This is a genomic window from Burkholderia sp. 22PA0106, assembly GCF_047497155.1.
Classification (GTDB): domain Bacteria; phylum Pseudomonadota; class Gammaproteobacteria; order Burkholderiales; family Burkholderiaceae; genus Burkholderia.
This window is the reverse complement of the sequence record NZ_CP163162.1, coordinates 432,327-454,256: the sequence shown is the minus strand read 5'-3', so window position 1 is coordinate 454,256 and position 21,930 is coordinate 432,327. Positions and strand designations below refer to the sequence as shown.

Genomic DNA, 21,930 nt, shown 5'->3' with positions numbered 1-21,930 from the left:
AATCAGGAGACGCGAGTGTGACGGCTGCGGCACAGGCCCGGTAGTGGCACCACCCGCACATTTGATATACGCTCGACGCATGACCATCAAATCGCCCGCCAGCCCTGCCTCTGGCGCACCTCACCGGGTTTCGGAAGCCTCGCCCGACGATGCCGGCTATCGTTTTCAACTGATGGAAACGTTCGTACGTATAGTCGAATCGGGCAGCCTGTCGGCGGCGGCGGCCTTGCTGCGCACCACCCAGCCCACCGTCAGCCGGCGCTTGCAGGCGCTCGAACGCTCGCTCGGCGTGCGTTTGCTGCATCGTTCGACGCACTCGATGCGGTTGACGGTGGATGGCGAACGCGCGTTCAAGCGCGCCAAGGAATTGCTGGCCAGTTGGGCGTCGTTCGAGGCCGATCTGCGCGGCGCGCAGCAGGAGCCGGAAGGCCCGTTGCGCGTGACGGTGCCGCATGCGTTCGGCCAGCAGATCTTCGTCGAGCCGCTGATGCGCTTCCTGCGTGCACACCCGCGCGTGACGGTGGAATGGCTGCTGCAGGACGAAGTGCACGATTTCATCGGCACCGGCATCGATTGTGCGATTCAGATAGGCGAGCCGACCGACCCGTCGGTGGTGGCGATCAAGCTGGCGAACGTGCCGCGCATCGTGGTGGCCGCGCCGTCGCTGCTGGAGGGCGGTACGATCCCGGCCACGCCGGAGGCGCTGGCCCCGCTGACATGGCTGGCGCTGCGTACCTATTACCGCAACGAAATCGCGCTCACGCATCGCACGACGGGCGAGACGCGCCGCTTCACGATCCAGCCGCGCATGAGCACCGACAATCTGTTCGCGCTGCGCAGCGCAATGCTGCACGGGATGGGCGTGGGCATCAGCTCGTCATGGCTGCTGGCCGACGATCTGGCCGCCGGCCGGCTCGTGCACGTCGCGCCGGAATGGCGCGCCGCGCCGCTGCCGGCCTACCTCACGTATCCGCACGCGCAGTTCTACCCGTCGCGGCTGCTGCGCTTTGTCGCGACGATGCGCGAGGCGGTGCCGGGCCTGGTCGAAAGCGATACGCTGCCCGGCCAGGACCTCAGCCCTTGACCAGCCCGCCGTCGACGATCAGGTTCTGCCCCGTCACGGCGCGCGACCACGGCGACAGGAAGAACAGCACGGCATCGGCGAATTCCTCGGGCGTGGTCACGCGGCGCAGCGGCGTGAAGCCCGCGATCATGTCGAACACGGCTTCGGGCGTGGCGCGGCTCGCATCGGTGGTGCGCAGCAGGCCGCCCGACACCATGTTGACGGTGATGCCGTCGGGGCCGAGGTCGTTCGACGCGGTGCGCGTCAGCGCCAGCAGCGCGGCCTTCGACGCCGTGTAGTCGTGATACGGCACCACCGGGTTCTGAACCAGGTTGGTGCCGACGTTGACGATCCGCCCGAAGCCGCGCTCGCGCATGCCGGGCAAGGTGGCCTGCATCGTATTGAGCGCGCCCTTCACGGCGCCTTCGAGCTGCTGCTGCATGCGCTCCCAGGAAATATCGCCGAGTTGCGGCCGCGCGTCGCCGTCGAAGCGGAAGCTGGCCAGCGCATTGTTGACCACCGCCGCGATCGGCTCGCCGGTGCGCTCGCGCGCCGCATCCACCATCCGGCGGACTTGCGCGGCGTCGGTCACGTCGGCCTGCAAGGCGATCGCGCGCGGGCCGAGTTCGGCCACCAGCGCGATGGCCGCCGCTTCGCTGTTCAGGTAATTGACGATCACGCCCGCGCCTTCGCGCACCAGCGAACGCGCGATCGACGCACCCAGCCCGCGCGCGCCGCCCGTCACGAGCACCCATTGTTCCGATAAGTTCATTTGCCGCGTCTCCGGATCGTCAAAGCGCGATTATCGCGCGCGCGGCGCGATCCGCGCAGAACGGTGCGCGGCGACGCTCAAGCTTGCCGGAGCCGCGCATCCGCCCACGCCGCAAAATCGCCGACGATCTCGCCGGTCAATTGATGGCCGACCGGATAGCGGCGCACGGCGTGCGGCACGCCGAGTTCGGTCAGCATCGCGTCGGCACGCTCGGCCCAGGTGACGGGCAGCTTGTCGTCGTACTCGCCGTGCGCGATGAACGCGTCGAGGCCGGCCAGCGCCTCGCGCGGCGCGACGTGCGGCGCGATCTCGGGCAGGATTCGGCCGCTGAGGATCGCGAAGCCGCGCACCTCGCCCGGCGCGCTGAGGCCGACGCTCGCGCTCATGATGCCGCCCTGGCTGAAACCGCCGATCAGCGTCGGCAGCGGCGCGGCGCCGTCGGCCGTGCGCAGCGCGCGAAGCAGATCGATCAAATGCAGGCGGCTCGCGTCGGCCTGCGAGGCATCGATGGCCGGGCCGTTCGGCCCGAAGCGCACGTTGAACCACGCGAACTGCCCGGCGCCGAGCGTCAGCGGCCCGCGCACGAACAGCAGGTCGAGATCGGACGGCAGCGCATCGGCCACCGCCGCCAGGTTGGTTTCGTTGCCACCCACGCCGTGCAGCAACAGCAGCCGCGCACGCGCCACACCAGCGGCCGGGCGGCGGCGGAACGCGAGCGTCGAGCCGGGAAGCTGGGTCAGGTCGGTCGTCATCGAATCGGGCTCCGGGTTGGCGGCCCGCTGCTGGAGCGAAGCCGCTCTATATATAGAGGGGCGGTTCGTGCGGCTGCGCGAACCGGAAGCGCCAGTCTGAATCAATCTCCGCAAGCAATAAACCACTGACGGGAAATGAATTGACTCCTTAACGGAACGAATTGCCCGGACGGCTCGGTTTTTGCCCCGCGCGACGCCAAGCCGCGGCGCACAATGGCGGCTTCCCGACCGCGCGCGCCGCCGCCTCCTTCCGACGATGAGCACCCTGTCCGACTCGCTTTCCACCGAACCGTCGCCTGTCGGCGTCTATGCGCGCGACGACGGCGCCTGGCTCGTCAGCCATTCGGACCGGCCGCGCAGCTACCGAATTCAGCATCGCCGCGCCAGCGGCGACATCGATATCGACACCGTGATCGATCTCGACAACCTCGATACGAAGCTGCGCAAATGGCATCGCGAAGGCTACGCGCGACGCGACGACCACGGCGAAGCCGCTGCGCCGCCTCATCGCGCGCGCTTCCTCGCCGACCTGCACGCAGCTGCCCGCGAGACCGCGGCCGAGGCCGCGCAAGCCGCCGATACCGGTGCCGACGCCCGCGTCACGATCGCCGGCGTGCCACTCGCGCGCGGCGCGGGCGGCCCGCTGGTGCCCGCGACCAACCCGGCCTACCTGTTCGGCGAGCGTGCCGCCAACGTGGTGCGCGACATCGCCGAAAACCGCCGCCTGCTGCTGATCGGCCACACCGGCACCGGCAAGACCAGCCTGATCGAGCAGACCGCCGCGCAGGCCGGCCAGGGCGTGCTGCGCGCGAACATGAACGGCCAGACCACGGTGGGCGATTTCGTCGGCTTCTGGACGGTCAAGGGTGGCGAGACGATCTGGGTGGACGGCGTGCTGCCGACGGCGATGCGCGCGGGGTTGTGGCTGATCGTCGACGAGGTGGATTTCGCGGAGCCGGCGATTCTCGCGGTGCTGACCGCCGTGCTCGAACCGGGCGGCCGCCTGCTGCTCAAGGAAAAGGGCGACGAGATCGTGGCCCCGCATCCGGCGTTCCGCCTGTTCGCTACGGCCAACGCGGCCGGCGCGATGAGCCGCTTCCGGCATTTGTATCAGGGCGCCAACGTGATGAACGACGCGTTTCTCGATCGCTGGCGTGTCTACGAGATCGGTTACCTTTCGCCGGCCGAGGAGGCCGAGGTGCTGCGCCGCACGTTCGGGCCGCGCGTCAGCGTGCCGATGGCCGAGACGCTGGCCGCGATCGCCGCCGCGTGCCGCGAAGCGTTCGAACGCGACGACCTGGCCAGCGCGTTCTCCACGCGCCGCCTGATCGACTGGACCGCGCTGATGCTGCGCACCGGCGACCCGGACATCGCGGCCGGCCCGACGATCTACGCGAAGGTCAGCGCCGACGACGCCGCGTTGATCCGCGACATCGTCCGCCATTACATCGGGCAGGAGCCGGCGTGAAACCGGCCGGGGACGAAGACGGGGTCGGGGGCCGGGGCGGGGGTGCAACCGAAGCCGGGGCCGGGGCCGGGGCCGGAGCCGGAGCCGCAGCCAAAGCCCGAGCAACCACCACAACCAAACCCGCCCACACACCGTCCAACGACGACCCCGGCGAGCAACTCGGCAAGCTCGCGCGCGTGCTGACCGGCGACCCGCACGTGCAGGTACGCGTGTCGCGCGACGGCCCGCGCCTCGACCTGGCGGGCGACGCAACCGGAGCAACCGGCGCGACCGTCCTGACGCTGCCCGCCACCGCAGGCGACACGCCGTTGTCGGCCGACGAACTGGCGGGCTGGCTCGATCTGCTGGCCGCCCGATTGCGCTTCGGCGAACCGGCGCAACGGGCCGGCGTGACCGTCGAGGTCACGCGCGCGCTGGCCGACACCATCGACGATTACCGGGCCAGCCGCGCGCTGGCCGCGCAATTCCCCGGCGCGGCGCCGTTGCTCGCGCGTCAACGCGAAGCCGCCGCGCGCGAGATCGCCCGGCGCTGGCCCAAGCTGAACTGGCGCGACCGCCTGATCTGGCGCATCGCGCGCGAGCTGCACGGCGAAGCGCCCACGCTGCCCGAACGCGTCGCCTCGCTCGACGCCACGCTGCACGCCAGCGGCACGCTGATCGACGCGGCGCGCGCCGCCCGCTCGACGGCGGACAGCATCGAGGCGGCCGGCCGCCTGGTCGCGCATGTGCGCGGGCTCGCGCGCGGCAACGCCAACAACATGATGATCACGGTCGATCGCGAAACCTCGCTCGACACGCCCGATACCGCGATCGAGATCGACCCCGACGACGCGTTCGGCAGCGCACCCGCCACCGACGCACCGGCCGCAAGCGCCGAACTGTCGAACGCCGCGACGCCGGCCGACAGCGCATCCTCGGCCGACGACCAGGCCAGCGGCGACAGCGCGCCCTCGCCGCGCGCCGTGCAAACGAACGCCCCGCCGGTTCGCTCGATCCCGATCACCACCGCGTTCGACACCGTCACCGACCTGACCGGCAGCGGCGATGCCACCGCCTGGCGCAAGCTGCGCAGCGCGGCGCGCGCGCAAACCGCGCGTCTGAAAGCGCAACTCGAACGCGCACTCGAAGCCGACGAGCACCTGCACTGGCGCACCGAACAGGAACGCGGCGAACTCGACCGCCGCGCGCTGGCGCGGGTCGCCACCACGCCCGGCTATCGCACGCCGTTCCGCACGCGGCGCGCGACATCGGGGCGCGACACCGCCGTCACGCTGCTGATCGATCGCAGCGGCTCGATGGCCGGCCGCAAGATCGAACTCGCGCGGCTTTGCGCGGCGGCGCTGTGCGACGCGCTCGCGCAACTGGGCTTTCCGTGCGAGGCGCTCGGCTACAGCTCGATCGACGACCCGGCGATGCGCGCGTTCCGCGACCGCTGGCTCGCGCAGGGCCACGCGCCGCGCGGCTACAACCGCTTCGTCGAGCGGCTCGACCTGGAAATCTACAAGCGCTTCGATTCCGACAACCCCAGCGGCCTCGCGCGCCTCGAATGCGGCCACGAGAACCCGGACGGCGAGGCGCTGAGTTGGGCCGCCGAGCGCCTGCTCGCGCGGCGCGCGCAGCGGCGCATCCTGATGGTGCTGTCGGACGGCTATCCGGCCACCGGCGACGGCGACCCGGCGCGGCTGCGCGCGGACCTGCGCCTGCGCATCGCGGAGGTGCGCGCACAAGGCATCGAGTTGATCGGGGTGGGCATCCTGGACGATGCGGTGGAAGCGTTCTATCCGGCCAGCACCGTGGTGGAACGGCTGCCGGATCTGCCGGCCGTCGCGTTCGAGGCGCTCGGCCGCGCGCTGCTCGGTGAACGCGGCCGGACGCAATGGCCGACCGGTTTTGCGTGAAGCCCGAGGCGCTTGAGAATGAACTGAGGATTCGAAAAAACGCGCCGCCGCGCACGGTTTACCGGGCCGGCGGCGGCGATTTGTGCAGAATCAGTGCAGAAACTGCAGCGAGCCGAGCATGCGCGCGGTGTCGTCGTCGTTGCCCACGATGCCCTGCGTATCGGCCACCACGGCCTGCGTGCCGTTGCTCAACACCGCCCACAGGCATTCGCCGCCCGCGGCGTGAAAGCCGCTTTCGGGATCGCTGACGCCGCAGGTCTGCGTGGCCCGCATGCCCTGCCAGCCACGGCCCGCGAAGCGCTCGACATCCGCGGGTGTGCCCGGCCCGGCGCTCGTCACCCATTTGCCGTTGTCGTCCTGCTTGAACAGTGCGTCCCGTTGCGCCACGGCTTCCAGCGCGCCGTTCACCACGTTCAGTTCGACGAAGTAATCGCTGTTGTCCATGCCCCGGCCGACCAGCGCGACGCAGCGCTTTTCGCCAGTGCCCGGGCACGGCGTGACGGGCTTGCGGTTGGACGGGTAATCGAACGCGATGCCGAGCGCCGCGCTCGAATAGCGGCGCCATTCGGCCGACTTGACGGCGGCCAGCGCACCGAGCCGGTCGCGATAGGCCTGTTCGATGCAGGCCGCATCGCCGCAGCGGTTGCGTTCGGCCAGCCAGGCACGCTGGCTGCGCGATACGGCGGCCGGGTCCGCCGCGCGGGCGACGGTCTGACGATAGGTGGTATCGAGTTGCGAATCGAGATCGCCGAGCGCGGGCTGGCTGCAGATGCTGCGTTCGACGCCGGTGCGCGCCGCCTTGCAATCGAAACTGGCCGCCTGCGCGGCGCTCGTGCCGATCCCCGTCAAGGCCGCCATCAGGCAGGCGGCCGCGAAATGCCGTGCTCTCATCGGTTATTACCCTCGTTTTTCGATTGGATCGGGCGGGCCGCAGCCGGAACCCCTCGCCGCCGCGCCGGTCGCACAGGATACCGGCTCGCCGGCCCGAGGCCGAACCTCCGGCTTCGTCGCACATTGTTCACACAACGGAAACGAAGTGTTCGGCCAGGTAGCGATGATCGCGCCGGCGAATTCACGGATACTTCCGCCTGTCCCAGTGCGGCGTCATGCGCCGCCAACCCAGCCAGAAAAACGCCCTATGTCTTCCAGAACGCCGCTTACCGTCTTGCTCGCGGCCTGTCTGACGCTGTGGCTCGGTGCATGCGCCAGCGTGTCCGAGGTCAGCGCCACCGACAAGCCGCATACCTACACCGTCAACACCAGTTCGCACGGCGCCGTGCTGTCCTGGGCCGCCGCGCATCAGAAGGCGATCAGCACCGCCGATGCCTACTGCGCCCAGCAGGGCATGCGCGCGAGCCCGGGCTTGGAGCAAGTCTCCGATCGCGAGGCGCGCCTGACGTTCCAATGCCATCCGTCCCTGTGAGCATCGGTTGATCGCTCCGGCCGCGCGTGGGCATGACGCCCCACGCGCGGCCTGTCCGCATTACGCCTGCGCCGCTTCCTGCGTCACTTCCTGCGCGCTCGCCAGCACCGCGTGCAGCAGCACGTTCGCACCCGCCTCGGCCCATTCGGGCGTGATCGCTTCCGCTTCGTTGTGACTGAGGCCGTCCACGCACGGCACGAAAATCATGCCGGTCGGCGCGACGCGCGCGAGATAGCACGCGTCGTGGCCCGCACCCGACACGATGTCCTGGTGCGACAGCCCGAGAGCGGCGGCGGCGTCGCGCACCGCCTCGATGCAGCGCGGCGCGAACGGCACCGGCGCGTAATCGAAGATCTGCTCGATGCGCACGCCGAGGCCCGCGTCGCCCGCGATCCGCGCCGCTTCCGCGCGCAGCGCCGCATCCATGTCGGCCAGCACGGCGGCGTCGGGATGGCGAAACTCCACCGTGAAGAAGCACTCGCCCGGCACCGTGTTGCGCGAGTTCGGGCGCGCCTCGATCATGCCGACCGTGGCGCGCGCATCCGGCGCAAGACGGCGGCCGAGCCCATCGACGAAATCGATCACGCGCGCGGCGCCAACCAGCGCGTCACGGCGCGCGTCCATCGGCGTGGTGCCCGCGTGGGCGTCCACGCCCGTGAACGTCAGTTCGTACCAGCGCTGCCCCTGCCCGGCCGTGACCACGCCGATCGTAGTGCCGGCGCGTTCGAGAATCGGGCCTTGCTCGATATGCAGTTCGTAGGCCGCGTGCACGGGGTAACCGCCCACCGGCGCGTCGCCCGCATAGCCGATCGCGGCCAGGGCGTCGCCCAGCGTGACGCCCTGGCGATCGGTGCGCGAGCGGCCGTAGTCGAGCGTGAACACGCCCGCGAACACGCCCGAGGCCACCATCGCCGGCGCGAAGCGCGAGCCTTCCTCGTTGGTCCACAGCACCACGTCGATCGGGCGTTCGGTTTCGATGCCCGCGTCGTTCAGCGCGCGCACCACTTCGAGGCCGCCGAGGACGCCGTAGATGCCGTCGTAGCGGCCGCCGGTCGGCTGCGTGTCGGCGTGCGAGCCGGTCATCACCGGCGCGGCGTCGGCCACCCGGCCCGCGCGGCGCGCGAACACGTTGCCCATCGCGTCCACGCGGATCGTGCAGCCCGCCGCGCGCGCCCATTCCACAAACAGGTCGCGCGATTCGCGATCGAGTTCGGTCAGCGCGAGGCGGCAGACGCCGCCCTTCGGCGTCGCGCCGATGCGCGCCATCCGCTCCAGCGAATCCCACAGCCGCGCGCCGTCCACGCGCAGCGCCGCATCGCGTTCATTCACCATGATTCGGCTCCTTCGCTTCGCGCACGGCGTAGCGGAAATCGCAGCGCTTCGCGCCCTGCATGATGGTGGTGGTGCGCGTCAGCGCAACGCGCGGGTCGTAGCCGCGAATGAAATATTCGTCGCGCGCGCAACTGAGCAGATGGCCGATCTCGCCGAGCCCCATCGCGTGATACATCTCGGCGTAGGCGCAGCGGTGCACGTCGTAATCGTAGTGTTCGGCGTCCTCGCGCTGCACGCTCACGTCGAGCGCGTCGTCCTTCTCCCACAGCACCTGCAGGGCCACGAACGAAGCGATGCTCGCGCCGTTCGGCTCCTGCGCCGCGAACGATTTGCCCGCATCGACGGCCGCGCCGCGCACCGCCTCGGCGATCACGGCCTGCGCGCGCTCGGTGCCGAATTCGCGCTTCATGATCTCGTAGATCGGCTTGATGATTTCCGCCTCGATCCTGCGTCGCGCGAGGATGCCCAGGCGGGTGTCGGTATCGCTATCGGCCTTGCCGCTCGGGGCGGCGGGTTGGGTCGGCTCGGTCATGTGAGCTCCTGACTTGGGGTGTGTGTCGTTATGGTTGTGGGAAAGCTGCGAAGCGGGTGCGGAGGCCGGAACCTCGGAACGGCAAAGGGCGGCTCGTGTCGTTACGGCTACCGGGAATCGGCGAACCGGGCGCGGAGGCCGGAACCCCGGAACGGCAAACGGGCAGTGCCGGTTCACCACCGGCGCCGCCCGCTCACGCCGAAATCCGGCTCCGAGTTTCAGTGCGCCGGTGCGCCGCCGCCGAGCACGTCGACGACGTTCCACTTGCCGTCGCGCACCTGGTAGATCGTGTAGGCCGGGTCCTTCAGGTTGCCCTGCGCATCGAACTGGATGCGGCCGGTCACGCCCTGCCGATCCACCTTGTGCAGCGCGGCGACCAGCTTGGCCGGATCGGTCGAGCCGGTTTGCTGCGCGACGGCGATCAGCGTGGCCGCCGCGTCGTACGCGAACGGCGCGTGCAGTTCGATCGGCGCGTGATAGCGCGCGCGGTATTGCGCGTCGAACGCCGGGCCGCCCGGCATCTTCGCGAGCGGACGGCCCGGTTCGAGCGCAGTCACGCCCTCGCCGTCCTTGCCGGCCAGCGACAGGAAGGTCTGGCTGACGAAGCCGCCCGCGCCGAGCAGCGTGGCGTCGATGCCGAGCTGATGCATGCGGCGCGCGATCGGCGCGGCCTGCGCGTCGAGGCCGCCGAAGAACACCACGTCCGGCCGCTTGCTCTTGATGGCGGTCAGCACGCCGCTGAAATCGGTGGTCTTGTCGGTCACGTATTCGCGATCGACGATATTGCCGCCGTCCGCCTTCACGCCCTTCACGAACTGGTCGGCCAGGCCCGAGCCGAACGAGGTGCGATCGTCGAGCACGGCGATGCGCTTGGCGTGCAGCGTCTTGACCGCGTATGCGCCGGTGTAGGCGCCACCGGTGTCGTCGTGGCCCATGATGCGGAACGCGGTATCGAAGCCTTGCAGCGTGTATTGGTGGCCCGTGGAGGCCGGCGCGATCTCGGGGATCCCCGCGTCGTGATACACGCGTGCGGCCGGCACGCTGCAGCCGGTGTTCCAGTGGCCGACCACGCCGATCACATGCTGCCCGACCAGATCCTGCGCGACCGTGACGGCCGTGCGCGGGTCGGATTGATCGTCGACGGCCACCAGCTTGTAGACGACCGGCTTGCCGCCGATGGTCGGATGCGTGCGGTTGGCATCATCGATTGCGAGTTGCGCGCCGTTCTGCAGATCCTTGCCGATCCGCGCGGACGGGCCGGTCAGCGGCGCGGCCAGGCCGATCAGCACGGTTTGCGGCGCGTCGGCCGCCATCACGGCGGGCGCGCCCAGCGACAGCGCGAGGGTGGCGGCAGCCGCGATGGCGGTGCCGGCGAACGGAGCGGACAGGACGATTTTTTTCATGGTCGGGGAGCGTGTGGCGGACGATTAAAACATGAAAAATATTAAATAGTCGATTGATGATCGGCAAATATCCTTTGATTGAATGCTTATGCCCGCCAGACAGAATTCACTCAAATCCTTACCCATAAAGGATTTCAAAAGATAGCCCAATCCCAAGATTATTCGATAGAATTCAAAACATGAAAAATATCGAACAATTATCCAACGATCCGCCGCTGCGCGCGGTGCGTGCGTTCGAGGCTTTCGCGCGGCTGGGCTCGGTCACGGCCGCCGCCGCCGAGCTCGACATCACGCCGTCGGCGATCAGTCACCAATTGCAGTTGCTCGATGCGTTCATCCGCACCCCGCTGACGGTGCGCGAGGGCCGCGCGCTGGCGCTGACCGACGAGGGCCGCGATTACTACCGCTCGATCAGCGCGGCGTTCTCGGTGCTGCGCAGCGCCACCGGCTTCGTGCGCGATCGCTCCTCGCTGCGGCAGATCACCGTCAGCCTGATCCCGCTGTTCGGCATCGGCTGGTTCGTGCCCCGGCTGCATCGCTTCCTCGACGCGAATACCGATGTGGACGTGACCGTGCTCTACGCGAACCACCGCAACTACCGCAGCGACGCGTCGGATCTGTCGATCCGCTTCGGCGCGGGCGACTGGCCCGGCTACCGCTGCGAGAAGCTGCTGCCGGGCGCGATGGTGCCGGTCTGCCATCCGTCGTTCCGGCGGCGCTTCGGGCCGTTCCGCAAGCCGGCCGACCTGGCCGTGGTGCCGCTGGTGCACGACGAGGATCGCAGCACCTGGGTCAACTGGCTGCGCAACGCGGGCGTGCGCAACGTGCCGCCGGTGGTCGGGCCGATGTTCGAGGATGGGCAACTGACGCTCAGCGCGATTCGCGCGGGGCTCGGCGCGGGGCTGATGCGCGCGCCGCTGATCGAGGCGGAGATCGCCAGCGGCGAGGTGGTGCAATTGTTCGACACGGCGCTCGACGACGGCCGCGACTACTACCTTTGCACGCGCGACGACGCCGATCTGCCCGATGGCGCGCAACGGCTCGCGCAATGGCTGCGGGAGACGGCGGCGGAATCGATGCGGCTGACGACGGCGGGCAAGCGCTGAACGGGTGCCGTGCGAGAACGGCGGCTGGTCGGGTCGGCCGGAGTTTCGGCTGGGCTGCCGGCTGGCGCATCGGCCGATGCATATTGCCGAGCCGCGGCTCGGCACACCCCGCCAGAGCCTTCCCTTCACGCCACCGACGCAATCTTGAGGAATCCGACACGAATGCATCGGCGCAGCGCGCCAGATGCATTCGCCTCGTGAAATAAGGGCTCCGGCACGAGCGTAGCGTGTCGGAGCGGTTGCCTGCCGCGCCACAGGCATGCGGCCGCAAGCTCTGCGGGTTTAGGGGTGATGACCCGGGCACTCGCGCAGTAATCCCGGCACGGCAAAAAAGACGAAGGGGTAAGACAACGCCGTGCACTGCGAAGCATGGTCGCCTGCCGGCGGCCGCGCGTATAGCAGCAGGCGGCGGAAAAACGGGCGCAGCAGATCGGCCGCCGCACTGCTGCGCCGTTTTTCGCGCGATCTGCTTCTTGTCGCCCCCGGGCCGCCGCCGTAAGTTCGTCGCTTCCCGGCGCGCGCGCCGAGCCTTCTCCTGTGCCCCATGTATCGATATACCGACTTCGACCGCGCCTTCGTGCGCAGTCGCGCCGCGCAATTCCGCGATCAACTCGAACGCTGGCAGGACGGCCGGCTCGGCGAGGACGCGTTCCGCCCGCTGCGGCTCCAGAACGGCTGGTACGTGCAACGCCATGCGCCGATGCTGCGCGTGGCGGTGCCGTACGGCGAACTGTCGAGCGCGCAGCTGCGCGTGCTGGCCCGCATCGCGCGCGACTACGACGTGCCCGAGCCCGAGGTGTACCGCCAGGCGCTCGATGCGCAGCGCGCGCTCGGCACGGTGCGCCTGCCCACCCGCCACGCGCACTTCACGACGCGCACCAACGTTCAGTTCAACTGGATTCCGCTCGACCGCGCGGCCGACGTGATGGACCTGCTCGCCACCGTCGACATGCACGGCATCCAGACCAGCGGCAACTGCATCCGCAACATCTCGTGCGACGAACGCGCGGGCGTGGCGCCCGACGAGATCGCCGATCCGCGCCCGTTCGCCGAAATCATGCGCCAATGGACCACGCTGCACCCCGAGTTCGCGTTCCTGCCGCGCAAGTTCAAGATCGCGATCAGCGGCGCGGCCGAGGATCGCGCGGCCACCGACTGGCATGACGTGGGGCTGCGCCTGCTGCACGACGCGAACGGCGAACTGGGCTTTCGCGTCACGGCCGGCGGCGGCATGGGCCGCACGCCGCTGATCGGCACGCTGATGCGCGCGTTCGTGCCGTGGCGCGACATCATGAATTACATCGAGGCGATCGTGCGCGTGTACAACCAGTACGGCCGTCGCGACAACAAGTACAAGGCGCGCATCAAGATTCTCGTGAAGGCGGAAGGCCAGCGCTTCATCGACGACGTGGATGCCGAATTCGCGCAGATCGTCGGCCACGACGGCCGCCCGCACACCATCCCCGACGCCGAACTCGCGCGCGTGCGGGCCTGCTTCGTGACGCCCGAGGCCGTCTCGCGCCGCGCGCCCGATGCGGCCGCCGCCGAGCGGCTGGCCGAGGCTGCCGCGCGCACGCCGGCGCTGGCCGGCTGGCTCGCCCGCAACGTCGCGCCGCATCGCGACCCGGCGTTGCGAATCGTCACGCTGTCGTTCAAGCGCACGCTGCAGGCGCCGGGCGATGCGTCGGCCGATCAGCTCGAACGCGTCGCCACGCTGGTCGATCGCTATTCGGCCGGCGAGGCGCGCGTCACGCACGCGCAGAACGTGGTGCTGCCATGGGTGCATGCCGACGACCTGCTCTTGCTGTGGGAAGCCGCACGCGCCGAAGGGCTGGCGAGCGCGAACGTGCACCTGCTGACCGACATGATCGCGTGCCCCGGCGGCGATTTCTGCGCGCTGGCCAACGCGCGCTCGCTGCCGATCGCCGACGCCATCGCCGAGCGCTACCAGGATCTCGACGAACTGGAAGACCTCGGCGAGATCGACCTGCATATCAGCGGCTGCATCAACTCGTGCGGCCATCACCATAGCGGCCATATCGGCATCCTCGGCGTCGACAAGGACGGGCGCGAGTGGTATCAGGTCACGCTCGGCGGCGCGGACGGCTCCGCGCGCGGCGGCGAGGCGCGCGCGGGCAAGGTGATCGGCCCGTCGTTCTCGGCGCGCGAGGTGCCGGACGCGATCGATGCGGTGCTCGCCACCTATCTGGCGCTGCGCGCGCCGTGCGGCGAGCGGCACGAACGCTTCATCGAGACGGTGGGCCGGGTGGGCATCGAACCGTTCAAGGCGGCCGCGCAGGCCGCGCGCATCGTCGAGGAGAACCCGGCATGAGCGCCACCGAACGTATTCGCCTGTTGAGCGCCGTGGCGCACGCGGCCGAAGCCGCGCAGGCCGAGGGCGCCGTGCTCGCGCTGGCCAACGACGCCGACGTGAGCGAGCACGCCGAAGCGATCGCCCGCGCGGCGCGCGTCGAACTGCACTTCCCGGCGTTCACCGACGGCCGCGCCTACAGCCAGGCGTATCTGGTGCGGCGGCGGCTCGGCTTTCGCGGCGACCTGCGCGCCACCGGCGAGGTGCTCGCCGACCAGTTGCAGATGATGGAGCGCACCGGCTTTTCGAGCGCGGTGCTGGCCGAGGGCGTCGCACCCGACGATGCGCAGCGCCAGCTCGATCGCTTCCCGGCGTTCTATCAGGCCGACCTCAGGCAGCCCGCGGACTGAGTGCGGCGCAGGCGGTGCAGTCGTTTAGGTCGTTTAGGTCGTCGCTGTCAGCACGGTCAGCGCGGCCGTCGCGGTCAACGGCCGAGCGTTCGACGATCGCCGCGAGCCGCATCACGAGCGCGTCCATCGGCGTGCCCGGCCCGAACACGGCGCGCACGCCGACCGCCGTCAAACGGCTCGCGTGCGCGTCGGGCACGATGCCGCCCACCACCACCGGCACGTCGATCGCACGCGCGGCCAGCGCGTCGAGCAGCGCCGGCACCGTGTCGAGATGCGCGCCGGACAGCGTCGACACGCCAACCAAATCGACCGGCCCCGCCGCCGCCTGCTCGGCAACGCGCTCGGCCAGCAACGCCGCCGAAGCGAACAGCGGCGCGCGCACCGCCACGAACCCGGCATCGGCCAACGCCGACGCGATCGCGTTGAGGCCACGGTCGTGGCCGTCCTGCCCGAGCTTCGCGAGCACCACCACGGGCGGCCGCCCGAGCCGCGCCGCAAGCGCCTCGACACGCGTGCGCGCGGCCAGCCATGCGGCGTCGCCATCGCGCGCGTCGGCATAGGCGCGCAGCGGTTCATCGTCGGGCAACGCATAGCGCGGCCACACGCGTTCGAGCGCGGCCGTGCATTCGCCCACCGTGGCGCGCGCCCGCATGCAATCGATCGCGAGCGCCAGCAGGTTGCCCGAGCCCGGCCCGCCGCGCGCGGCGTCGCCGAGCGCCTGCAGGGTGGCGGCAACCCGCGCCGGATCGCGTCGTGCCCGCGTGCGTTCGAGCCGCGCGCGCTGCATCGCGCGCACATGGCGGCCATCGATCTCGCGGCAGCCCGGCGGCGGCCCCGCATCGTCGGCCACGAAGCGGTTCACGCCGACCACCGTCTGCGCGCCGATATCGATACGTGCCTGCACAGCCTCGGCGCCCGCACGGATACGCCGCCGCACCCAGCCCGATTCGATCGCCGCCAGCATGCCGCCCTGCGCATCGATCTCGCCGAGAATCTCCCGCACGCGCGCGGCAATGCCCGCCGTCAGCGATTCCATCAGATACGAGCCGGCCCACGGATCGGCGGTGTCGCACAGCCCCATCTCGTGTTGCAGGATCTGCTGCGTGTTGCGGGCGAGCCGCGCCGCGCCCGCCGACGGCAGCGCCAACGCTTCGTCGTAAGCGTTGGTGTGCAGCGATTGCGTGCCGCCGAACACGGCCGCCATCGCCTCCACGGTCACGCGCACGATGTTGTTGTCGGGCTCGCGGGCCGTCAGCGACCAGCCCGAAGTCTGGCAATGCGTGCGCAGCGCGCGGGCGCGCGGCGAGCGCGCACCGCAGGCGGCCGCCAGTTCGGCCCACAGCAGGCGCGCGGCGCGCAGCTTGGCGATCTCCGTATAGAAATCGGTGCCCACGCCGAAGAAGAAACTGAGCCGCGCACACACCGCGTCGGCATCGAGCCCGGCCGCCGCGAGCCGTTCGACGTAGGTGCGCGCGTTGGCAAGCGTCAGCGCCAGTTCGAGCACCGGGTCCGCGCCCGCCTCCTGGAAGTGATAGCCCGATACCGACAGCGCGTTGAAGCGCGGCACATGTTCGGCCAGATGCGCCACCACGTCGGCCACGATCCGCATCGACGGCTCGGGCGCGTGGATCCACGTATGGCGCACCAGGTATTCCTTGAGGATGTCGTTCTGGATCGTGCCGGTCAGTTGCGCGACCGGCACGCCGCGCTCGTCGGCGGCCACGATGAATGCAGCCAGCACCGGCAGCACCGCGCCGTTCATCGTCATCGACACCGAGATGCGGTCGAGCGGGATGCCGTCGAACAGGCGCAGCATGTCGTCGGCGCTGTCGATCGCCACGCCGGCCAGCCCGACGTCGGCCGCCGCCTCGGGGTGATCGGAATCGTAGCCGCGCTGGGTCGGCAGATCGAACGCGACCGACAGCCCGTCGGCCTGCCCGGCCACCGCCGCACGAAACGCGAGGTTGGTTTCGGCCGCGTCGGCATGGCCGGTGTACTGACGAATCGTCCAGGGCCGCGCTGTGTACATGCCAGGATGCGGGCCGCGCACGAACGGCAGTTCGCCGGGCTCGGCGCTGCCGTCGAGATGCGCGAGGCCGTCGAGATCGGCCCGCGTGTAGACCGGCTTCAGCGGCACGTCGCGCACGCGCGGGGCAGGCCGGGATGTCGAATCGTCGTCGTTCATCAGGTATCCCAACGTTTTTCGGTGATCACGTCGGCGATCTTCATGCCGTCGGCGCCGCGCACGATTTCGCTCCAGTGGCGCAGCTGCGCCGCGTCGAGCCGCTCGATGCGCGCGCGCACCGTCAGCGTGTCGCCCACGTCGAGGTTGCCGTGGAAATGCAGCGAGCGCGATACCAGCGCGGGCGGCTTCGCGAAGCGGTGCCGCTGCCATTCGGCGCGATCGACGAAGGCCTGGAAGCTCGCGAAATAGAGCAAATCCGCGCCGTTGAAATCGTTGTTCGGGCACGGCAGGAACGCAGTGCAGGCGAGCGGTTCGAAGCTGGCCTGCTCGTCGCGCGCCCAGGCCGGCAAGGCATCCATGTCGCCGTCGCGCAGGCCGCGCCCGCGCGCGGTCAGTTCGGCCAGCGCTTCGGGCACTTCGGCGGTGGCACCCGCCAGCCCGCCGATGCGCGCGCGCGCCACCGAACGGTTGTGGGCCGCCTCGCGCGTGACGAAGGTGGACAGCATCCGCACCGAGCCGAGCACCGCGCCGTCGCGCACGATACGCTGCTCGCTCGCGTGGCGCACGGCACCCACGCGGCTCAGGTCGAGATGGATCTCGAACCGGTCGTGCTCGTCGATCGCGCCCGGCGGCGGCAGGTTCACGCCCACCGCGACGAACGCGGCATAGGCGGGCCGCCCGCGCTCGTCGGTGAAATCGGGCGTGTCGCGCCCCGCGTGCGCGGCCAGCGCCTCCCAATGACGGTGGCCGCATTCCTTAAGCAGCCAGTTCTCGGCCAGACCGGTCAGGCCCAGTTGCGGCATGCCGGCCCGGTAGCGATGAAGGGTCGTCTGCATCGTGTCGCGCCCGTGCTTCAGGCCGCCGCGTCTTCGGCCAGCAGCGTGGTGGCGTCGGCGGTCGCGCGAATCCGCTCGACCAGGTACTCGGCGTCGCGCGCCACGCCCGAGAAGCGCCCCGAGCCCCAGGTATGCAGCCACGGCAAGCCGACGAAATACAGCCCCGGCGCACCGGTCACGCCGCGCTCGTGGGCCGGATAGCCGCGCCCGTTGAACACCGGCACGTCGATCCAGCTGAAATCGGGCGTGAAGCCGATGCACCAGACGATCGACGTGATGCCGCTGTCGGCCAGCGCGAGCGTGGCGCGCTCGGCCGACGGGCGCCACACCGGCGCGTAGCGCTGGCCCGGCGGCGCAGCGATGCCCTGCTTCGCGATGAACGCGTCGATGCTGGCGTTGATGCCGTTGTAGGTGTCGTCGGCGCTGTCGAGGCAGGCGCCCAGATCGGTGGCGAAGCGCAGCACGCCGTCGCGGCAATCGTCGAGGCGGCCGTACAGTTCCATGCCTTCGGCGGCGAAGCGGCGCAGGTCGATGTCGCGCCCGCCGTCGCGGCCGGTCACATAGTGATTGGTGTTGTCGCGCACGCCCTCGCGCAGCGGATGCTGCCCGACCGGCATTTCGTAGTAGCGCATGTCGGCCAGCCAATCCACCACGTCGCGGCCGCGATAGAAGCGCGCGCAGCGCGGCGCATCGCCCACCGCCAGCGTCACGCGCCGGCCGGCCAGATGCAGATCCTCGGCGATCTGCGCGCCCGATTGTCCCGAGCCCACCACCAGCACGCCGCCTTCTGGCAGCGCGGCCGCGTTGCGATAGTCGGACGACTGGATTTGCGCGATGCCGGCCGGCAGCCGTTCGGCCATGCGCGGCACGATCGGCGTGTGATATCCGCCCGAGGCCACCACCACCTGATCGGCCGTAAACGTGCCGCGCGAGGTGGCCACGCAGTAGCGGCCATCCGCGCCGCGCGTGACGCGCTGCACGGCCGTGTGTTCGAGCACGGGCGCATCGACGGCGGCGATGAAGCCGTCGAGATATTCGATGATCTGATCCTTCGTCATGAAGCCGTGCGGATCGTCGCCGCGATACGGATGGCCCGGCAGCGCGCATTGCCAGTTCGGCGTGACCAGGCAGAACGCGTCCCAGCGCTGGCGGCGCCAGGTGTGCGTGACGGTTTCCTTCTCGAACACGAGGTGCGCGATGCCCGCCGCCTTCAGGTAATGACTGACGGACAGGCCGGCCTGGCCGCCGCCGACGACGAGCACGGGATAGTGCGGGATCTCGCCCGAGGGCGAGGCGGACAGAGCAGCGGAAGCGTTCGACATGATGGAACTCCTGAAGATGGACGGGCGCGGGATACCGGCGGGCACGCCGGCGCGGTCATTCGAGCGCGAGTACGGTGACGGCGGCGTCGGGCGCGGCGCCGAAGCGCTCGGCCAGCGTCTCGATGCGCGCGAGTTCGTCCATCGCGGCCGAGCACGCGAAGCCGAACTTGGCGCGCACGCGCTCGGACGCGATGCCGAGCGATTCGCGCGAGCGCGTCACGAAATCGTCGAGCGCGTAGCGCTGCCCCGGCGTGAAGTAATCGGCCACCACGGTGGACGGCGAATAGCAGCGGGTTTCGCTGTCGTCGGGCCAGCGGACCCGGAAGTGCATGACGGGCATGATCAGGATTCCTGTTCGGTAACGAGGGGAACGGCGGCGGCGCGCTCGTTCAGCCATTGACGGTAGATCGCCGCGTGCGAGGCGGCGCTCGCGGCCCAACTGAAGCGCGCGAGCAGCGCCGGCACGGCCGCGTGGAAATCGGGCGCGCGGCGGCCGTCGAGCGCGTCGTGCAGCGACTGCTCGATCGAATCGATCGAGCCGGGGTCGGCCCACACCGCCGTGCGCGCGTCGAGATGCTCGGTGAACGGCGCGATGCGCGACACGGCCACCGGCTTGCCGCACGCCAGCGCTTCGAGCACCACCAGCCCGAAGCCCTCGCGCAGCGACACCATCGACACCGCATCGGCCGCATGCAGCAGCGCGACGATCGCGGCATCGTCGAGCGGGCCGGTCACCACCACCGCGCCGCCCACGCCGACCGGCAGGCCCAGTTCGGCCGCTCGGGCGAGAAAATCGCGCGTATAGGCATCGTGATCGAGCAAGCTCGCGCCGCCGGCGATCACGAGTTGCGCGTGCGGCTTCGCGCGCCGCAATTGCGCGAACGCGTCGAGCAATGCGCGCGTGTTCTTGCGCGCCTCGATGCCGCCGATCGCGAGCACCGTCGCGCCGTTCGGCAGCAGTCCGAAGCGTTGCCGAACCGCGTCGATCGCGGCGGCCGGTGCCTGTGAAAAACGTTCGATGTCCACGCCGTTGGCCACCTGTTGCGCGGCCACGCCATACTCGTCGCGCATGCGCGCGGTCCAGTCGGCGCTTACGCACAGCACGCGATCGGCATCGCGCCACGCGCGGCGCTGCCACGCATCGAGGCGCGGATTCGCGAACGTGTCGAGGTGATGCACGGTGCGCACGAAGCCTTCGATCGCGCCTTCGGCCTTCCAGTCGGCCAGCGCGTTGCCGCTGATGCTGTCCTGCGCGTGGAGCACGTCGAAGCGGGCCAGCGCGGTGTGGTCGAAGGCCTGCCGGATCGCGGCGATCCGCGTCTCGACCATGCCGACCGTATCGAACGGCGTGGCCCCGGTGCGCGCCAGCACGACGCGGTAGCCGTCCATCTCGAAGCAGTCGTGCTCGCTGCCGCCGTCGCGAAACAGCCGCTCGCCGGGGCCGGCCGGCGCGACCACCGTCACGTCGTGCCCGGCCCGGCCGAGCGCGCACGCCAGCTCCAGCGTGTGCACCACCCCGCCGCGCGGGTTGACCGAGTGCGTGAACAGCGCGATGCGCAGCGGTGCGGCGTTCATCGCGCGGCTCCCGGCGCTGCACCGATGAACGGCGTCTCGCGCAAATCCCACAAGCGCGCGGCCTCGCCGCCTTCGGTCAGCACCACCTCGCGCGTCGCATCCACCGTGCCGATCGCCGCGCAGGCCAGCCCGCGCGCGGCGAAGCGCGCGATCACGGCATCGGCTTGCGCCTCGCGCACCGACATCAGGAATCCGAAGCTCGGGAACGCGCCGAGCCAGCGGTCGAAATCCACGCCAGCGGGGCGCGGGATCGCATCGAGATCGATGCGCGCGCCCGCCTGCGACGCTTCGAGCAGCATCAGCGCGGTGCCGATCGCGCCGGCCATGCTGATGTCCTTGGACGCATCGCACAGGCCGTCCTCGGCCAGCATGGGCAGCAGTTCGAGATCGTCGCGCAGCCGCTGCGGCGGCGCGCCGACCGAGGCGTTCCAGAACGGGTACGGATCTTCGAAGCGGCCACGCAGGTCCACCGCCATCAGCAGCCGGTCGCCCGGCTGCGCCGCGAAGCTCGACAGCAGCCGGCGCGCGCGCCCGAGGATCGCCACGGCCAACTGCGCGCCATCGGCCCGCGCGTTGCTGTGGCCGCCGACGATCGGCACGCCATAGGCGGCCGAGGCCGCCGCCATGCCGTCAAGCACCGCGCGCGCGGCGTCCAGGCCCTCGCTCCACAGTGCATCGACCACGGCGATCGGCCGGCCGCCCATTGCGTAGATGTCGCTGATATTGACCATCACGCCGCTGTAGCCGGCGAACCACGGCATCGCCTCGACGAAATCGGCCACCAGGCCTTCGATCGCGAACAGCAGGTAGCCGTCGCCGTCGGCGATCGCCGCGCAGTCGTCGCCCACCGCCACCGCCTGCGCCAGATCCGCCGCGCCGTTCGGCAACGCGCGCGCGAGCGCGCCCACCACGCCGGCGATATCCGTCTTGTGCGCGAAGCCGCGGCTTGCGCGCAGCGTCGCGATACGTTCGGCGAGGCTCATCGTCCCCCTCCGGCCGGCAACACGAAACCGGTGTAAGGCGTGGTGCACGGCGGATAGTGCGCGAGATCGGCCAGCATCCGGTGATGCAGGCGGCCGTGCAGCATCTCCTCGCCGAGCGATTCCCAATGCAGGCGGCGAAACAGCGGCACGTTCTGCGCCTGCACATGGGCGTGGAATTCGCGGCAGCCGAGCGCATGCGCGCTGCGCACCGCGAGCAGGATCAGCGTGGAGCCGATCCGGCCGTGCGTGCGGAACGCCGCATGCACCGCGAGCCGCGAACCGAGCCACACGCCCGGCGCGGTTTCGTGAATTCGCACCGTGCCCACCACCTGATCGGGCAGCCCCGCGCAACCGCTGACGGCCACCAGCGGTTGCGCGTGCGCGTCGATCTCGTCGCGATCGTCGCCGACGAACACGCCCTGCTCGACGCAGAACACCGCGCGCCGCAACCGGTAGGCTTCCTGAACTTCCCACGGCAGCGCGGCCCACTTGATCCGGAATTCGGCGGGCCGGTAGGCGAGCGCCGCGCCGCTGTCCCACATCGCTTCGCAGTCCATGA

At 70.2% G+C, this 21,930-nt stretch carries 20 protein-coding genes; 7 read left to right on the top strand and 13 right to left on the bottom strand.

The window, feature by feature from the left end; all coding sequences use genetic code 11:
- Window positions 1-79: 79 nt before the first annotated feature.
- A complete protein-coding gene (locus tag AB4850_RS01995) occupies window positions 80-1,084 on the top strand; it encodes a LysR family transcriptional regulator (RefSeq protein ID WP_414440954.1) in 1,005 nt (334 codons plus the stop codon).
- Here AB4850_RS01995 and AB4850_RS01990 read toward each other — a convergent pair.
- Both AB4850_RS01990 and AB4850_RS01985 read right to left on the bottom strand, forming a co-directional pair.
- Complete coding sequence (locus AB4850_RS01990) at window positions 1,074-1,835, bottom strand: 3-oxoacyl-ACP reductase (protein WP_414440953.1); 762 nt, start codon at window positions 1,833-1,835, stop codon at window positions 1,074-1,076. The genes AB4850_RS01995 and AB4850_RS01990 overlap by 11 nt on opposite strands.
- Window positions 1,836-1,912: 77 nt before the next feature.
- Entirely contained in the window at window positions 1,913-2,587 is a 675-nt protein-coding gene (locus AB4850_RS01985; protein ID WP_414440952.1) for an alpha/beta hydrolase, read from the bottom strand.
- A gap of 256 nt (window positions 2,588-2,843) precedes the next feature.
- On the opposite strand from AB4850_RS01985, the gene AB4850_RS01980 reads away from it, so the two are divergent.
- Both AB4850_RS01980 and AB4850_RS01975 read left to right on the top strand, forming a co-directional pair.
- A complete protein-coding gene (locus tag AB4850_RS01980) occupies window positions 2,844-4,055 on the top strand; it encodes an AAA family ATPase (RefSeq protein WP_414440951.1) in 1,212 nt (403 codons plus the stop codon).
- 176 nt (window positions 4,056-4,231) lie between these two features.
- Window positions 4,232-5,953, top strand: coding sequence for a cobaltochelatase CobT-related protein (locus AB4850_RS01975; protein ID WP_414440950.1), 1,722 nt, complete (start codon window positions 4,232-4,234; stop codon window positions 5,951-5,953).
- A gap of 90 nt (window positions 5,954-6,043) precedes the next feature.
- On the opposite strand, the gene AB4850_RS01970 is transcribed toward AB4850_RS01975, so the two are convergent.
- Complete coding sequence (locus AB4850_RS01970) at window positions 6,044-6,844, bottom strand: lysozyme inhibitor LprI family protein (RefSeq protein ID WP_414440949.1); 801 nt, start codon at window positions 6,842-6,844, stop codon at window positions 6,044-6,046.
- A gap of 247 nt (window positions 6,845-7,091) precedes the next feature.
- On the opposite strand from AB4850_RS01970, the gene AB4850_RS01965 reads away from it, so the two are divergent.
- On the top strand, window positions 7,092-7,376 hold the full coding sequence (locus AB4850_RS01965; protein ID WP_414440948.1) for a hypothetical protein: 285 nt from the start codon (window positions 7,092-7,094) through the stop codon (window positions 7,374-7,376).
- A 60-nt stretch (window positions 7,377-7,436) separates the two neighbouring features.
- Here the strand turns inward: AB4850_RS01965 and AB4850_RS01960 are convergent, their stop codons facing one another.
- From AB4850_RS01960 to AB4850_RS01950, 3 genes are all read right to left on the bottom strand, one after another.
- A complete protein-coding gene (locus AB4850_RS01960) occupies window positions 7,437-8,708 on the bottom strand; it encodes a Zn-dependent hydrolase (protein ID WP_414440947.1) in 1,272 nt (423 codons plus the stop codon).
- Window positions 8,698-9,240: an L-2-amino-thiazoline-4-carboxylic acid hydrolase gene (locus tag AB4850_RS01955; protein ID WP_414440946.1), complete on the bottom strand. Its 543-nt coding sequence runs from the start codon at window positions 9,238-9,240 to the stop codon at window positions 8,698-8,700. The genes AB4850_RS01960 and AB4850_RS01955 overlap by 11 nt, the downstream gene beginning before the upstream one ends.
- 218 nt (window positions 9,241-9,458) lie before the next feature.
- Window positions 9,459-10,643, bottom strand: a complete 1,185-nt coding sequence (locus tag AB4850_RS01950) for a branched-chain amino acid ABC transporter substrate-binding protein (RefSeq protein WP_414440945.1) — start codon at window positions 10,641-10,643, stop codon at window positions 9,459-9,461.
- A 179-nt stretch (window positions 10,644-10,822) separates the two neighbouring features.
- Between AB4850_RS01950 and AB4850_RS01945 the strand changes: the two genes are divergently transcribed.
- The 3 genes from AB4850_RS01945 to AB4850_RS01935 all read left to right on the top strand — a co-directional run bounded on the left by AB4850_RS01945 (window position 10,823) and on the right by AB4850_RS01935 (window position 14,470).
- Window positions 10,823-11,749: a LysR substrate-binding domain-containing protein gene (locus tag AB4850_RS01945; RefSeq protein WP_414440944.1), complete on the top strand. Its 927-nt coding sequence runs from the start codon at window positions 10,823-10,825 to the stop codon at window positions 11,747-11,749.
- A 544-nt stretch (window positions 11,750-12,293) separates the two neighbouring features.
- Window positions 12,294-14,081: a nitrite/sulfite reductase gene (locus AB4850_RS01940; protein ID WP_414440943.1), complete on the top strand. Its 1,788-nt coding sequence runs from the start codon at window positions 12,294-12,296 to the stop codon at window positions 14,079-14,081.
- Window positions 14,078-14,470 carry a DUF934 domain-containing protein gene (locus AB4850_RS01935; protein WP_414440942.1) on the top strand — a complete coding sequence of 131 codons (393 nt, stop codon included), beginning with the start codon at window positions 14,078-14,080 and terminating at the stop codon, window positions 14,468-14,470. Before AB4850_RS01940 ends, AB4850_RS01935 begins: the two co-directional genes overlap by 4 nt.
- On the opposite strand, the gene scpA is transcribed toward AB4850_RS01935, so the two are convergent.
- From scpA to AB4850_RS01900, 7 genes are read right to left on the bottom strand one after another with little or no spacing between them, the layout of a single operon-like run.
- A complete protein-coding gene (scpA, locus tag AB4850_RS01930) occupies window positions 14,451-16,655 on the bottom strand; it encodes a methylmalonyl-CoA mutase (RefSeq protein WP_414440941.1) in 2,205 nt (734 codons plus the stop codon). The genes AB4850_RS01935 and scpA overlap by 20 nt on opposite strands.
- Window positions 16,655-17,491 (bottom strand): Pnap_2097 family protein, encoded by an 837-nt coding sequence (locus tag AB4850_RS01925; protein ID WP_414440940.1) that lies wholly within the window; start codon window positions 17,489-17,491, stop codon window positions 16,655-16,657. The genes scpA and AB4850_RS01925 overlap by 1 nt, the downstream gene beginning before the upstream one ends.
- Before the next feature lie 17 nt (window positions 17,492-17,508).
- Window positions 17,509-18,813 carry an MSMEG_0569 family flavin-dependent oxidoreductase gene (locus AB4850_RS01920; RefSeq protein WP_414440939.1) on the bottom strand — a complete coding sequence of 435 codons (1,305 nt, stop codon included), beginning with the start codon at window positions 18,811-18,813 and terminating at the stop codon, window positions 17,509-17,511.
- Window positions 18,814-18,868: 55 nt separating this feature from the next.
- Window positions 18,869-19,153: an MSMEG_0570 family nitrogen starvation response protein gene (locus tag AB4850_RS01915; protein WP_414440938.1), complete on the bottom strand. Its 285-nt coding sequence runs from the start codon at window positions 19,151-19,153 to the stop codon at window positions 18,869-18,871.
- A gap of 2 nt (window positions 19,154-19,155) precedes the next feature.
- Window positions 19,156-20,388: an MSMEG_0565 family glycosyltransferase gene (locus tag AB4850_RS01910; RefSeq protein ID WP_414440937.1), complete on the bottom strand. Its 1,233-nt coding sequence runs from the start codon at window positions 20,386-20,388 to the stop codon at window positions 19,156-19,158.
- Entirely contained in the window at window positions 20,385-21,371 is a 987-nt protein-coding gene (locus AB4850_RS01905; protein ID WP_414440936.1) for a sll0787 family AIR synthase-like protein, read from the bottom strand. Before AB4850_RS01905 ends, AB4850_RS01910 begins: the two co-directional genes overlap by 4 nt.
- Window positions 21,368-21,928, bottom strand: coding sequence for an MSMEG_0567/Sll0786 family nitrogen starvation N-acetyltransferase (locus tag AB4850_RS01900; protein WP_414440935.1), 561 nt, complete (start codon window positions 21,926-21,928; stop codon window positions 21,368-21,370). The genes AB4850_RS01905 and AB4850_RS01900 overlap by 4 nt, the downstream gene beginning before the upstream one ends.
- Window positions 21,929-21,930: the final 2 nt, after the last annotated feature.